The following is a 13,914-nucleotide window of genomic DNA, read 5'->3' on the forward strand; positions in this document are numbered from 1 at the left end:
TTTTGTTATTATCTGATTATAAAAATATAAGGTGATAAGAACGATGAAGATATTGTTGATTGAAGACTCAGAACATTTACGCCGAAGTCTGATCGTCGGATTAAGTAATTTAGGTTTTACTGTTGATGAAACGGGCGATGGATCTAAAGGGTTATCAATGGCGATCACTAACGATTATGACTTTATTATCTTAGATCTTATGTTACCCAATGTGGATGGTATTACGCTTTTAAAAAGCATTCGTAAAATGGGTAATGATGTCAAAGTGATCATCTTATCTGCAAAGTCACAGCCAGAAGACCGTGTTGAAGGCTTGATGTCTGGGGCGGACGATTATCTTGTAAAACCTTTCTCTTTTGATGAACTTCATGCTCGAATACTAACGGTAGGAAGAAGAGGGCAGGTGAAAAATAACGATGATGATATAAGTATTGGTTTATTTAAGCTTGATCTTGCAAAGAAAACCTTGGAATTTGATACTAAGTTCATTGATTTAACGAAAAACGAATACAAAATTATTGAATGTTTGTTCTTATCAAAAAATCAGGTAATGACCACTGAAAATATCAGTGATTACGTCGTCGGTTCGTTTGATTCTTTATCAAAAAATACCATTGAATCGCATTTATCTTCTGTTCGTAAAAAAGTAAAAGCCCTAGGTGGAGAGCTACCAGTTAAGAATAAAAGAGGATTTGGTTATTACGTGGAAAAAGACGTATGTACTCAATAAAGGATCGATTAGTTAACGCCTTAACCGTGATCATTGGCATTATTTTGCTAGTGGTGTTTTTGTCATTAGATTTTATTTTGGATGCATGGGTTGATCAGCAATTTGATGATGCTTTAGTTGAGAAATCAAATTATTTTAAATCCTTGGTAGAAGTGGAAAGTGATGGCATTGAGTTTGAATATCATAACGGGTTTATGCCCCAATTTGAGCGTAAAGAAAATGCGCAATATTTTCAGATTTGGCTAGATGAACAAACTTTTGCGAAATCTCAGTCTCTGTCTTATTACGAAAATATTGACCTTGATTATCGTGATGTAGCGACACATGACAGTCGTATCTTTACGATAAAATTACCTGATGGCAGTATGGGAAAGGCCATCTCTTCACGCTTTCAGCCTCAATTATCACATGATGTGAAACCTGAAGATGTAACCTATATTGGTTCAATGTATTTAACTCTTGCTATTTCAAATCAGCGTGTATCAAACATATTATTATTTGCTGATTTGGGACTTTTGTTTGTATTTATTACTGCTATTTTTGGTGTCAGAACCGTGGTAACAAAAGTGGTGGATAGAGAATTAGACTCGCTTTATATACTCAATAAAGAGATATCAGAGCTGGATGTGAATGCTGAGCAGATTAAAGAAAACCCAAAAGAGAGTAAAGAAATAGCACCTATTCGCAAAGAGTTAAATCGGTATATTGAATTAAACATTCAAAACGTAGCTAATGAAAAACGTCTTTCGTCTGATATCGCTCACGAACTTAAAACACCGATTGCAGAGATAATTAGTCTTAGTGAAATGAATATTCGCTTTCCTGATGACGTAAGAATTTCAGCAACTTATAAAGAAGATGTGTTATCTATTGCAAATAATATGAAGAACATCGTGAATCAGTTGATGGCGTTAAATCAAAGTTCTTCTAGTCATTATCATATTGAAAAAAGTGACGTTGATATACGAGATCTTGCTAAAGAAATAAGTATTGATTTGGAATTTAAATACCCAGATGCAGAAAAGCGTTTAACGTTTATTTCGACATTGTCTTCACCTGTCATTTATGTTGATCGTTTTAGCCTAGAAACTGTCGTTAAGAACTTATTAGATAATGCTTTATTTTATAGTGAAGAAGGTTCTGAAATTGTTGCTTCAATTGATAATTACGATGCAGCTCATTTTGTACTAAAAGTGCAAAATAGAACGTTAACAAAATTAACTACAGAGCATCTTGAAAACCTGTTTAAGCCTCTTTACCAAGTAGATAAATCAAGAACGCATACAGGGAGACATGGATTAGGGTTGTCGATAGTGAAGAATATTGCTCATGTAAATAATTATGAACTATCTGTTGATTATACAGATGAACAAGTGATTACATTTAATGTCATCATTCCAAAAGAGCAATAAGTTAAAATGAAATATAAAAGAGGAGCGATGAACGCTCCTTTTTTATTGATTGGCTAGAGTCTCAAATTTATTTCACAGAATTATCAGACATTCCAATACCACCTGATTTTTGACGTGGTGGGAAAGCTTTCAATGATTTTTTATACTCACCAATCTTTTTCTGTAGTGTAGGAACTATCCAAGAACGTTCTTTCATCCATAAGAACCAACCATTAGTATCAACGCTTCGCTCCCATGGATCTGCTTTGATATCTAAGATAATACCAAGAGGCCATGTTTTTGCGGGTTCGGTCCATTCTGTTTTAGTTTTTAAATGCACTTTCCAATTGTCTACTCGGATAGCATTCAAATCTTGTTCATTGTAATAGAAGAATTCATGACGCTTACTTGGGCCTTTTTTAGTTAGCATGTCCATTTGGTTATACCCATCTAAATGAGCCTTGTATTTAGTTCCATTAATTTCTTTGCCTTTTAGTAGCTCTTGCTTAATTTTGGTATCACCAGTTGCAGCAGCCATTAAGGTTGGAACCCAATCTTCTGATGTCATAAATCCATCGGTATATTCGCCTTCAGGTATATGTCCAGGCCAACTGATCAGCATAGGTACTCGGAATGCTCCATCCCACGTTGTTCCTTTTTGACCACGGAAAGCGGCAGTGCCAGCCATTGGCCAGTGATCAAGGTTAATACCGTTATCAGACGTAAACATGATGATGGTGTTATCCGTCTCCCCCAAAGCATCTAATTTATTTAGTAATACACCTATTTGGTCATCTAATTCTTTTAATGCATCAAAATATTCTGTGTGACCACTAACGCCTAAATACTCATCTTTAACATGTATTTGTTGATGCATACGTGATGGGTTAAACCATAAGAAAAAGGGCTTATTTGGTGTTTGCGCTTCATGCTTTTCTAACCATTGTGTTGTGAACTCAACGTATTCATCATCAATGGTTTTCATTCGCTCAGAGCCAAGAGGCCCTTTATCTTCGATACGCTGTTTACCAATTTCCCCCCAACGTGGTTGTACGGTTTTGTCGTAACTCTCTGTGGCGAAGCTGTGAAGCATATTTCGCGGACGGCCAATAAAGTCAGGGTCTTTGGGAAAATTAGGTTGTTCTGGCATTTCCATTACATTTAAGTGATAAAGAAAACCATAAAATTCATCAAAGCCATGAACCGTTGGTAAAAACTTATTGCGATCGCCTAAATGACTTTTACCAACATGTATGGTGTCGTAACCTTTTGCTTTTAACATGTCAGCAAGAGTGGGGTCTTCTTTTTGTAAACCAATATTAGAGCCTGGTTGACCAACCGTTGTTAATCCAGTTCTAAATGGATATTGCCCTGTAATAAAGGCGCTTCGTCCTGCAGTAGAGCTTCCTTGTGCATAATAATCACTTACCATCATGCCTCGTTTAGCTATACGATCAATATTTGGCGTGTTAATTGCGCCTAACCCTCGATGGTAAGCTGAAATATCCATAGGGCTAACGTCATCAACCGTTATGGTCACTATGTTCGGTTGAGTTTGTGCTGCATGAGTTCCAAATGAGGTAACAGCAAGAGCTAGTGCTGTTTTTGCTATCGTTTTTGTTTTCATATTTATTACCTTGCAGTAAAAATTTATTTATATGGTGTTGGTTGAATTGGTGGTACTGTCCATTTCATATCAAGAATTTCTTGAGACGGTATATAAAGACGAGTGATGGCATAAAAGTTACCTTTTGGGGTTGGCAACCAGTTTGCTAAGTCTTTAGGATTTGTTGGCTTTTGATTTGATAGAACAAGGTCAAAAGAACCGTCACTGTTTTTTTGGATAGGGGTTTGATCATTTATGTTGAAACGATGAATATCATTAGCAACTAACATTTTTGTTTGGGCGTCATAAACGGTAATTGACCAAAAAGCAGCAACTGGTGGTTGGTTATCGAAATGTATGCTGTAGTTTTTCTCACCAGAAAGAAATTGATTGTTTACATCTGTGTAAGCAATTGGATACATAGCTTCTTTTGCACCTTGGCCACCAAGATAAGGATGGGCCACCAGAGAGCGAAGTGCATTGTCATCACCAAATTGGTCTAAAACGAATGAATAGAACCAACCATCTTTTGCTTTTAAAGTGACTGGGTTTGATGCTTGAACTGAAACTATTTTTTGACCGTCTTTAATGGCTTTTTCAAGTTGAACTTTCATTTTTGAAGTCAGCTTTGTTCGGTCAAACCCATCTTTACTTAGACCAATTTTATTAAACTGACCTAATAAGGCTTGTTGAAGCTCTGCAATAGGGGTGTCTTTTATATAAGCTCCTAATTCTTCATAAAAGCGAAGTGGATCGTCTTGCTTTCCCGCACGGGCGGGCAGAGGTTGAGATACAAAATCACTTGAATCATGGGCTAGATATTTACTTAATGGCGTTAAAGTATATTTATTTTGGATATCATGGACGTTCTGGTAATCCTTCTCGCCAAATACTTGAGTTCGTCCCCATAGCCATATTTTTGTAGTAGGCGCTTCGACAACGGTTAATCCTGTTGGGATATCTCCAACCCAGTTTGGCGGCACAATCATTATCTCTTGTGCATTTTTGCCTGTTTCTCTTGTTCCTACGTATTTAAAAAGGTTGTGCCACATATCAAATAAGTTGATCACAAAGTAGCGATCTTTAACTGCTGGTGTTGATAATATGATCGGTTCATTGGAGACATCGACAACAGCACTTGAATATAAGGTGTCACGATTAGCGGTTGGCATATCCGTATCTAGATTAGTCGGAAGCCTGCGAGCATGGCCAAAGTGATTTAATGGTGCTCGATAGCTTGTATCATTTTGTGGCTGAGACATATCTGTATATTTTCGAACTATTTGTTCCATGCGAACTAAAGTCGAACCCCACAAATAAGCATTGGTCGCTAAAATATAACTTTCTTGATCAAGCCAGTTAGACGCTTGGTTTTCTTGAATTTGTTCTGTTGGAGATAAAAGGGGATGAGTTTCTTTTGCATTAATGCTTAAAGAACTCATTAAAAGGGTGGAAATGATTACGGTAGAAATACGTTTTTTAAACATAAATAACTCCTTTATATAATTAAAGGGATCTTATGTTTTTTGGTTTGAAATTATCTCTATACTCTCTATTAAGAATATTAATAGAGAGCTGCTATTTCGTTATTAATAATAGTTAAATTGAATTTAAAATTTCTTTTGCTTCTTTAATTAGCCATTCAGTTAATGGTTGATTGCGATTTGTTTGATGACAAAATAAGGCAATTTTACGTTGATAGCTCTGAGGCACAATTTCATGAGGTATCGGCAAAAAGCGAAAATGAGGCTGCATCAATGCCTGAAGAGTTCGTGGCATAACACCAACATAATTACTTTCTTTCAGTAAATTTGTCATTAACGAAATATCACTTGTTCGTAAATTGATTTTTTTCTTTATTTTAAGATTACGAATTAACTGCTCTGCTTTTGATGGCCCTGTAATCCCTCCAGGAATAAGGCAAATAGCCAAAGGATATAAGAGTACGTTTTCAATTGACGCATGCTGCAAAGGGTGTTCATTACTCACTACAAAAGCAAACTCATCACCACCAATCTCCTGCTCTAATAGTGTTTTATTTGTCTCCATTGGTAAATAAGTAATTCCAAAGTGCTGATGAGGGCTGTTTTCTAAACGCTGTGGAGTATCTCCTGCCCAGTGTGAGCATTGAACGGTTAATTCAGGAGCCAGTAGCGTCAGTTTCTTAATTAACTGTGAGCCTAATGTTGGAATTAAAGGAGGGGAAATTAGTAAGTTTAAATCACCATTCAATTGAGATATATCCCATTGAGTATTATCTGAATAGAGCTTATCTAGCTGAGTCAAAAGAGCTGGAAGCGTAGCTAATATGTTTTCACATTTGATTGTAGGAGTAAGGTTGTTTTTATCACGAATGAACAAAGGATCACCAAATTGGTCTCGTAACTTTTTTAGCATAATACTGATTGTAGGTTGGCTTAAATTCATTCGTTTTGCTGCCAAAATGGTTTGCCTCTCTTCATTTAGGATGACGAGAAGTCTGAGCAAATTTAGATCTTTGTTCTGCATGGATGTTACCTAACCACTGAGCATTGAAAATAACTAAAGAGAAATATAGCTTGAAAAAAAAGTGAGTTCAGCAACTATGTGAAAATATCGAGATATTGATTAGAAAATAAAATAGAACGAAAAACTTCTTAAAGTGTAAATTATGTTCTCATGGAAAATAAGTCTCACATATAAGGCAACCTTCACCTCTAAGTGAGATCTAGATCGTTGAATTAAATAAAAAGTATATTTAGTCATTGCTTAAAATTTAGATAATATGGAGTGTTTTTGCTAAATATAAAAAAACCTAAATAGATTAAATTTAAAAAAATGTATATTTAACAGATAATTATATTAATAATAACGTTTAATTTATGAAATAATTTCTATAGAATAATTTTATTATTAGGCATTTTTATTTATTTGTTTGGTGTAAATGCCTTGGGGTGTCAGTGCTTAAAAGCTTATAATGGCTAAATAAAGGGTTGGTTCAACACATGAAGTATCTTTTTGAACAAATTTTAAAAAAATATAGAGAGAAGAGCGGCGTTACTCAAGAGATTATGGTTGACTTATTGAGTCACAATTCTTCGAAGTTAAAAAAATTAGATAACGTAACATTTAGTCGCTGGGAAAGAGGGATCACTATTCCTCCGTTCAAAAAACAAATTGAGATATATCAGTTATTAGGTGTCGATCCTATAGATGAAATCATTGATTCAAATATAGAATTACCAAAAGTGGATAATGAGAATTATTTCGCTACTGATTACTATACTTATGGTAATAGTGATTTTGTTATGCATGTATTAAATCGAAATACGTTATCCGGTTTAGATTCTGTTCTTGAAGAAATGGAATTAATAATTGATAGTGATTATTATTTTAAGCAGTTAATAAAAGCCACTGGAAAAAATAGTATAAAAAAATCAATAGAGTCATTAATGACGAAACTAAATGCTGAGATTATTGTTTGTAAATATAAATCTCGATTAATTGCACATTCCATTACGCTTTATGTATCATCAGATTTTTTAAAAGATTTAATGTGTAATGAAATAGATTATACAAAAATAAAAAATTACGCATCAAATAATCCCTTAATAATATCATTCTATGCGTCAACTAATGATAGCCTTAAATATATACTAGGCCGAATTTTGACAAACTTTTTAGATATACCAAATATAGATTCAAAATTGTATTTTATTTCAGGTGAAAAAAATATACATAAGTTATTTGTTAAATTAAACTCTAAAATTAAATTTAATGAATTTATCGATGATAAAAACTATAAGTTATCTGAAGTAACTAAGCTAAATATTAATCACTCAAAAGATGCATTACATTTTCTTGTTGATTTTAGAAGAATGGAATATGAAAAGTAAAATAAATATAATATTAGTAGATGATATTGATTTTTCAAGGAAAGTAGTTTCATTTATTATAAAGAAGAATTTTCATGATCAAGTAAATATCATAGAAGCAAAATGTTGTAACGATGTAATAAATATCTTGAGTAAAAAGAATATTATACATGGGATTATAACAGATATAATGATGCCTAATGGAGATGGCTTAGATCTAATAAAAGTATTATCTGAGAATAATTACCACATACCAGTAGCTATTGTTTCATCAGTAAAAGCGACTATTTTGGAAAAAGTAATGGACCTTGCTGAAGTCAGTGGGGTTACTATTGTTAATTCTTACAATAAACCCATTTCAGCTGAAGAAGTCATTTCTACCATTGATTTTTTTAATGTGAATAGAATTGAAGATCGAAAGATGTTGTTTGAAGATGTAAAGCAAAACGATCTTGTTGAATTATATTATCAACCAATCGTTAATTTCGGCTCTCATCAAGTTGATGGTGTTCAGGTTTCTCCTCATTGGAAAAATCAAAAGGCAAGTGCTGTTGCCGAAAGCGTGTTTCTACCAGCCATTAATGATATGAAAAATACTGCTGGGTTTATGAATTTGATGTTCACCCTGCTTGAGCGTGATATCAAGAGTAAGTTTTCTGATTATCGTTATACCTTTCGTATAAATGTGAAGGATATTTTAATATGCGATGATGATTTTATTAATCATGTTTTTGATAAAATTGAAAAGGAAACGAAGGATAAGATCATTGTGGTTGTTGAGTTTTCAGAAGAGGCTGTGTTACTTGATAAATTAACAGAAAATCTGGAAAAATTACTCTCAGATGGAGTTCGCATATCAATTGAATTGGTTGAAAATGGTACGCAGTGCAAACTATTAGAACAAGGAATTGCTCTCTCTAATATTTGTTTTGAATATAAGAAAAACGTATTTGATGATATCGAGAGGTTTAAAGAACTGAATGGTAAAGATATTCCTATCATTATAGGCAACATTCAAAAAGTAAATCAGCAACAAGCATCATTAGATTATGGCTTTGAATGTTTACAAGGTGATTTCATCACGTCTGAAATGAAAAACGATAAATTAGTTAAATGGATTAACGCTTATGAATCAGAAACTGAAAACCTTCAATGTTGAAGATTTTGAAAATGGAACTTCAACATCTCACTCCAGTAAAGAAGCACATTATTTTAAAAGAATGATAGTTGAAGGAATAGAGAAAGAACTTAAGGAAATTGAAACTGACGGTGTTCAAGATACGATTCACGCGATAAAAGGCATATCGAGTTATGCCGGGTTAAATAGAATGCATGAAGTCTGTATGAGACTTGAACATTATCATCAAGTAATGAGATTCAAATTAGTTAAAGAGATATTGCATCGGGAGTATCAAACCGTTGTAAATGATGAACAATTTTTAGCCTAAAATAAAAAGCATAGTTTTGACTATGCTTTTTTTTGTTTCTAAAGAAAGACTAATTACATTTAAATATAGATCTTGATCCAGTAATTACAACACAAGCATGATACTAACACTTTAGTGTTATATATTTATAATTATTATGCTTGGTAATATTGATTAATAACACCCTCCTAATAATTTAGCATTTTATTTAATTTTTATAATGCACATGCCTTGTTAGTTTTTTGTACCAACATTTATTATTTCGTCTCTTTCTTAATACACAGAATCTTTTTTGATTATGTATGTTAGTTTTAATAAGTCAGTATATAAACTCTATGAGTTTAACATTAGAGATAATAAGGTAATAAACAATGTTAGTTAAGTTTTTCGAATTTTCTAAGAATGCAATCCGAAACTTTAAAAATGATGAGCGTGGCGTTACAGCTATTGAATACGCAATTATTGGTGTAGCTATTTCTGCTATTATATTATTGATGTTTAATGGCACTCTTCAACAAGCCTTAATTGATGCAATTGGTACAATTTCAGATAACATTACATCAGCAAACGATACTGGCTCTTAATATAGCCGAATGAATAATAATTCAATTATATGGTGGGCATTCTTGTTCACCATATCGTGTATTATTTGCTATCAAGATATAACCAGACGAACTATATCAAATCAAATGTGCATTATAGTTCTTATTATTTGCATTTGCCTTGTTATAAAAAGTGGTAACTACTCTTCATTATATTATTCATTAATAATATTTATCGGTGGATTTGTACTTTTTATAAAAAAAATTATAGCAGCAGGTGATGTGAAGCTTATATCTTCTTTTTTTATTGCAATTAACCAAAATTATCAGTTGTTGACTTTTACTATTATTCTATTAGTTGGTGGGGTTATATCTATAGTCCTATTAATTCATAAGGTAATAAATAAAAAAAACACAACAATGACAGTTCCTTATGGAGTTCCTATCTGTATTGGGTGCTTATTTGGTATTGCTGCATCACTTTAAGGTAATTTATGAAAGCTAAAATAATCGTTGTGTTAGCAATGATTACTATCTTGTTTGGGTTATATGGCCTAGCAGGTAGTTTATCTATGTTTGCTCCTCAAAATATAATAAAACCAAAAGAAGAAAATAAAATAAAAGTTTGGCAATTAAAAGAAAATGTAAACGCTAGAGATGAAATTAATCGACGCTTAGTTTCTCTTGTTCTTCTTCCTGAATCAGAGGCGAATAAACTGAGTTTTTCAGAAGACGTGCCAATTAACTGGAATAGAGGAACGATTTATAGACACGATCTTAAAAAGGGTGATTACATTTCAATGGAGGATTTTATCACTCCAGAAGAAGATAACTATATTGAATATGTAATTGCACCAAATCGAGTTCCATTCCCATTACCTATTGATTCACCCGATATTATCGGAGGTGTAATCGGTAATGGTAGTTTTGTTGATGTATTAGCTCTTACCAAAAGTGATGAAAACCGTAATTCAAATCGCGCAACGAAAAAAACACTATCGATTACGCCAATTTTTACAAGTATTAAAGTATTGCAAGTAAAGCGAACAGTTATTCCTGAGACTCGTATAGAGCCAGCGAAAGAAGGCATAGTACTTATTCTTGAACTTACTCGTAGTCAAGCTGTTGAACTTATCGTTGCAAAAGAAGCAGCAAAAATTGAAGTTCATAAATCAATTGGTAATTACAGTATCGAAGATTTAAAAGCAAATGCTGGTGACGTACTAGATGATTTTAGAGCGGTGACAGAATATCGCGCAAATAAAGTTACTATTAAATAGAGTAAATAAAATGTGGAATAATTATTATCGAGCACTGTTGGTATTAGTTTTATTACCTATATCATTTGTTAGTTTAGCGGGCAATATTATTAATATGTCAGAAGGTGATTCGCAAGTCATCTTAGCCAATAAGGACGTTGGTTCTGTATTTGTATCTGATCCAAAAATCGCAGATTACCAAGTAATAGAAAAGAAAAAAGTTATTGTTTATGGGAAAAAATAGGGCAGAGCTCTGTGATGGTTTTTGATAGAAATGGTCATACCCTTGCAAATAAAAAGCTCATCGTAAATAAAAGTCTTGATTCTATAAAACAGTATATATCAGTCAAATACCCAGATGTTGATGTTGACGTTTTTAATATAGGTGAGCAAGTTGTACTTAGTGGAACGGTTTCAACCGAACAAGAGAAAGATGAAATAAATAATATTGTTGGGCAGCTGCTTGATAAAGATGATGAAAAATTCACTTTTGAGCAAGACATGGAAGACCAAGATTATGAAATTCAGTTCATGGAAAGAACGGATTACAAAGGGATTGTAAATAATATTGAGGTAGCTACAACAAAACAAGTGAATGTAAAAATCTCAATTGCTGAAGTATCACAGTCATTCTTACAAGATATTGGTATTCAATATGGTACAGATGCGGCAGGTGTATTTATTCAACCACTTACTCACTTTAGTTCATCAGACATTATGTCCGTTATTACTGCTATTGGTAGCGATACGGTAGGGCAAATATTAGCAGAGCCAAATCTATCGGTAGTTTCTGGAGAAAGTGCAAGCTTTTTAGTCGGTGGTGAATTGCCGGTTGTAACAACCGTAAATAACAGCACCAATGTGATGTACAAAGAATATGGTGTGAGACTCGAGTTAATGGCCAAGGTTAAGAAAGATGACAAGATCACGCTTTCACTGGTTCCTGAAGTTAGTTCATTAGATATCCAATATGAAAATGACTCATATGATTTACCAGCTCTAAAAACTCGTCGTGCACGTACAACCGTTGAGCTTGGCGATGGGCAAAGTTTTGTTTTAGGTGGATTATTGAGCTCTGAAGATAAAGAAAGCCTTCAAAAAATTCCTTTCATTGGAGATATCCCAATTTTAGGTGCTTTATTTAGAGGTTCATCGACTAAGCGAAATAAAACTGAGTTACTTATTGTAGCAACGGTAAATTTAGTTAAGCCAATTCATTCTTCGCAAATACAACTGCCAATGATGAGAAAGACAACCACATTAAATCGCTTTTTTGCATTAGAAGATTCATATGTAACAGCCGGCGATAAATGGGCTAAAGAGTTATTAGCTATTGGAGGATTTAAAAAATGATCAATTGGAAAGGAATGTTATTTCTCCCATTAGTATTAATGACTGGTTGTGTTGAAAAAGTAAATGAACGTTTTGGCCCGGAAATAGATGTGTTTCCTGTAACGTATTCAGTATCTTTATCTAACACTCGTGAGTCAAAAATGTCGCTATCTACTTTTATCAGCGATCATAAAAAAGAACTTATTAACTATGGCGCAAATATTCAGTGGGTGAGCCAATCAGGAAATCGTTGGGCGAATGAAATAAAAAAACAATTAATTAAAGAAGGCGTAAATAAAGATTTAATTATTATTTCTCAGGGTGAAAAAGGTGATGTGTATTTCGATATTAAATTTTCTATCGTTGTGCATAAAACACAAGTATCTAGCTGCCAATATGCTGAACTTGGGGCTATTAACACAGTAGCAACGGGGTGTTTTATTGAAAATGCGCGTTGGTCATCAATGGTTAATCCACAGAAAATGTTAATAACACCATCAGTAGATCAAGAGCATAAAGAAGCTGAAGCAACAGCACCTGGAAAGGAGGAATAATATGTTTGATTTATCAAACTCAATGAATCTACCTGTGAATAAAAAGCAAAACTTAGAACTTGTTCTTTTTCACCAAACAGATGAATACCGACAGTTAATAGAAGAAGTTTTCCGTTTTGAAGGGTATCAGAGCCTCTTGTACTAGATAATACCGAAGAAGTCGTTGCACAGCACGCTAGAAAGTACCCAAATCATATCATTATGATTGAACTTAATAATAGTCATCATGTTGTGAATGATATTGAGCGTATTAGCCATCTTTTACCTAATAATGCACCAGTTATCGTGTTAGGAAAAGAGAATTCAATATCTGTTATCCGTGCATTAAAAGACATGGGCTATTACTATTTATTTTGTCCTGCTACTAAGACTGAACTCTTTGATTTTGTAAGTGAAATCAATGAGAAAAACATGAAAAAAGAGTTAGGAAGTACGACAAGAAAAGCGAAGAAAATTGCTGTGTTAGGTGCTAAAGGTGGAGTTGGAACTTCGTTTATTGCAGCAGAACTTAGTAAAGAATTATCTGGTAGTCGTAATAGTTCGTGTGTTGTTGTTGATCATAATATTCGAGGCGGCAACTTAGATATTATGCTTGGCATGAAACACTTTAAAAGACGAAAGCTAACTCAAGGTATGCTTCTTTCTAATTTGGATGTTGATTATGCTACCAATATGGTAACTAAGTTGAATGATATGCTTTCATTACTCTCAATTGAATCTGACAATTTTTCAATTGAAGAAATGAAAGAATATATCAGTGTATTGACGTCACAACTTGCGCTTCAAGCTAATTTTATTATTGAAGATCTTTCTGGTTCGGCAAGCGAGAAACTCAGTTATCTAACTAAATCAGCTGATGTTGATGCTGTCGTGCTTGTTGCGGATCAAACGGTATCGAGTTTACGAGAAGCAGCTTTAGTTGTTAATACAATTAAAGAAAAGAATCTTCCAATCCGCGTAATTGTGGTTGTTAATCATACTAAACCTGAAAAGTACTCAACAATAGAGTCACAAGAAGTAGAAAAGTATATTAATAAGAATATAGATGTGATTTGTCCATTTGAACCTAAGTTAGGTACGTATTTATTACATAGAGACAGTATTTATACAAAAGATATAGAAATTGCTCAAAGTTTAAATCGTATTACTGCTTTATTGCTTGGTGAAGAAGAAATCAAGAAATCAAGCTTGCTTAAGCGTTTAATTAAAAGGTTATAGA

The 13,914-nt window shown here is 33.4% G+C and carries 14 protein-coding genes and 1 pseudogene; 12 read left to right on the forward strand and 3 right to left on the reverse strand.

Going from position 1 to position 13,914, the window contains the following annotated elements; translation table 11 throughout:
• The first annotated feature begins 43 nt into the window (after positions 1–43).
• Together AAFX60_015130 and AAFX60_015135 are read left to right on the forward strand one after the other, a co-directional pair.
• Complete coding sequence (locus AAFX60_015130; GenBank protein XDF79749.1) at positions 44–730, forward strand: response regulator transcription factor; 687 nt, start codon at positions 44–46, stop codon at positions 728–730.
• The gene (locus AAFX60_015135; GenBank protein ID XDF79750.1) at positions 718–2,142 is read left to right on the forward strand and encodes a HAMP domain-containing sensor histidine kinase; all 1,425 of its coding nucleotides are present in this window, start codon (positions 718–720) and stop codon (positions 2,140–2,142) included. The genes AAFX60_015130 and AAFX60_015135 overlap by 13 nt, the downstream gene beginning before the upstream one ends.
• 67 nt (positions 2,143–2,209) lie before the next feature.
• Here the strand turns inward: AAFX60_015135 and AAFX60_015140 are convergent, their stop codons facing one another.
• From AAFX60_015140 to AAFX60_015150, 3 genes are all read right to left on the reverse strand, one after another.
• Positions 2,210–3,748, reverse strand: coding sequence for a sulfatase-like hydrolase/transferase (locus AAFX60_015140; GenBank protein ID XDF79751.1), 1,539 nt, complete (start codon positions 3,746–3,748; stop codon positions 2,210–2,212).
• 23 nt (positions 3,749–3,771) lie between these two features.
• Positions 3,772–5,214, reverse strand: a complete 1,443-nt coding sequence (locus AAFX60_015145; protein XDF79752.1) for a DUF1254 domain-containing protein — start codon at positions 5,212–5,214, stop codon at positions 3,772–3,774.
• 112 nt (positions 5,215–5,326) lie between these two features.
• A complete protein-coding gene (locus AAFX60_015150) occupies positions 5,327–6,235 on the reverse strand; it encodes a LysR family transcriptional regulator (protein XDF79753.1) in 909 nt (302 codons plus the stop codon).
• Positions 6,236–6,711: 476 nt separating this feature from the next.
• Here AAFX60_015150 and AAFX60_015155 point away from each other — a divergent pair, with 476 nt between their 5' ends.
• The 10 genes and pseudogenes from AAFX60_015155 to AAFX60_015200 all read left to right on the forward strand — a co-directional run bounded on the left by AAFX60_015155 (position 6,712) and on the right by AAFX60_015200 (position 13,913).
• Positions 6,712–7,602 (forward strand): helix-turn-helix transcriptional regulator, encoded by an 891-nt coding sequence (locus AAFX60_015155; GenBank protein ID XDF79754.1) that lies wholly within the window; start codon positions 6,712–6,714, stop codon positions 7,600–7,602.
• The gene (locus AAFX60_015160) at positions 7,592–8,740 is read left to right on the forward strand and encodes an EAL domain-containing protein (protein XDF79755.1); all 1,149 of its coding nucleotides are present in this window, start codon (positions 7,592–7,594) and stop codon (positions 8,738–8,740) included. Before AAFX60_015155 ends, AAFX60_015160 begins: the two co-directional genes overlap by 11 nt.
• Entirely contained in the window at positions 8,709–9,029 is a 321-nt protein-coding gene (locus AAFX60_015165; protein ID XDF79756.1) for an Hpt domain-containing protein, read from the forward strand. The genes AAFX60_015160 and AAFX60_015165 overlap by 32 nt, the downstream gene beginning before the upstream one ends.
• A gap of 350 nt (positions 9,030–9,379) precedes the next feature.
• Positions 9,380–9,592 (forward strand): Flp family type IVb pilin, encoded by a 213-nt coding sequence (locus AAFX60_015170; protein ID XDF79757.1) that lies wholly within the window; start codon positions 9,380–9,382, stop codon positions 9,590–9,592.
• A gap of 9 nt (positions 9,593–9,601) precedes the next feature.
• Positions 9,602–10,036: a prepilin peptidase gene (locus tag AAFX60_015175; protein ID XDF79758.1), complete on the forward strand. Its 435-nt coding sequence runs from the start codon at positions 9,602–9,604 to the stop codon at positions 10,034–10,036.
• An 8-nt stretch (positions 10,037–10,044) separates the two neighbouring features.
• On the forward strand, positions 10,045–10,830 hold the full coding sequence (gene cpaB / locus AAFX60_015180; protein XDF79759.1) for a Flp pilus assembly protein CpaB: 786 nt from the start codon (positions 10,045–10,047) through the stop codon (positions 10,828–10,830).
• 10 nt (positions 10,831–10,840) lie between these two features.
• Positions 10,841–12,162 (forward strand): annotated as a pseudogene (locus tag AAFX60_015185) (pilus assembly protein N-terminal domain-containing protein).
• Positions 12,159–12,695: a hypothetical protein gene (locus AAFX60_015190; protein XDF79760.1), complete on the forward strand. Its 537-nt coding sequence runs from the start codon at positions 12,159–12,161 to the stop codon at positions 12,693–12,695. The pseudogene AAFX60_015185 and the gene AAFX60_015190 overlap by 4 nt, the downstream one beginning before the upstream one ends.
• Before the next feature lies 1 nt (position 12,696).
• Positions 12,697–12,840, forward strand: coding sequence for a hypothetical protein (locus AAFX60_015195; protein ID XDF79761.1), 144 nt, complete (start codon positions 12,697–12,699; stop codon positions 12,838–12,840).
• A 56-nt stretch (positions 12,841–12,896) separates the two neighbouring features.
• Entirely contained in the window at positions 12,897–13,913 is a 1,017-nt protein-coding gene (locus AAFX60_015200; GenBank protein XDF79762.1) for a P-loop NTPase, read from the forward strand.
• Position 13,914 lies beyond the last annotated feature (1 nt).

It is taken from the genome of Aliivibrio fischeri (genome assembly GCA_038993745.2).
Taxonomy (GTDB): Bacteria; Pseudomonadota; Gammaproteobacteria; order Enterobacterales; family Vibrionaceae; genus Aliivibrio; species Aliivibrio fischeri_B.

Bases quoted from the DNA above. Each gene is read 5' to 3' on its own strand.
- AAFX60_015150 (XDF79753.1), bottom strand. From the start codon at position 6,235: ATGCAGAACAAAGATCTAAATTTGCTCAGACTTCTCGTCATCCTAAAT.
- AAFX60_015160 (XDF79755.1), top strand. From the start codon at position 7,592: ATGAAAAGTAAAATAAATATAATATTAGTAGATGATATTGATTTTTCA.
- AAFX60_015170 (XDF79757.1), top strand. From the start codon at position 9,380: ATGTTAGTTAAGTTTTTCGAATTTTCTAAGAATGCAATCCGAAACTTT.
- AAFX60_015140 (XDF79751.1), bottom strand. From the start codon at position 3,748: ATGAAAACAAAAACGATAGCAAAAACAGCACTAGCTCTTGCTGTTACC.
- AAFX60_015195 (XDF79761.1), top strand. From the start codon at position 12,697: ATGTTTGATTTATCAAACTCAATGAATCTACCTGTGAATAAAAAGCAA.
- AAFX60_015145 (XDF79752.1), bottom strand. From the start codon at position 5,214: ATGTTTAAAAAACGTATTTCTACCGTAATCATTTCCACCCTTTTAATG.
- AAFX60_015190 (XDF79760.1), top strand. From the start codon at position 12,159: ATGATCAATTGGAAAGGAATGTTATTTCTCCCATTAGTATTAATGACT.
- AAFX60_015175 (XDF79758.1), top strand. From the start codon at position 9,602: ATGAATAATAATTCAATTATATGGTGGGCATTCTTGTTCACCATATCG.
- AAFX60_015165 (XDF79756.1), top strand. From the start codon at position 8,709: ATGAATCAGAAACTGAAAACCTTCAATGTTGAAGATTTTGAAAATGGA.
- AAFX60_015155 (XDF79754.1), top strand. From the start codon at position 6,712: ATGAAGTATCTTTTTGAACAAATTTTAAAAAAATATAGAGAGAAGAGC.
- AAFX60_015200 (XDF79762.1), top strand. From the start codon at position 12,897: ATGATTGAACTTAATAATAGTCATCATGTTGTGAATGATATTGAGCGT.
- AAFX60_015135 (XDF79750.1), top strand. From the start codon at position 718: ATGTACTCAATAAAGGATCGATTAGTTAACGCCTTAACCGTGATCATT.
- cpaB (XDF79759.1), top strand. From the start codon at position 10,045: ATGAAAGCTAAAATAATCGTTGTGTTAGCAATGATTACTATCTTGTTT.
- AAFX60_015130 (XDF79749.1), top strand. From the start codon at position 44: ATGAAGATATTGTTGATTGAAGACTCAGAACATTTACGCCGAAGTCTG.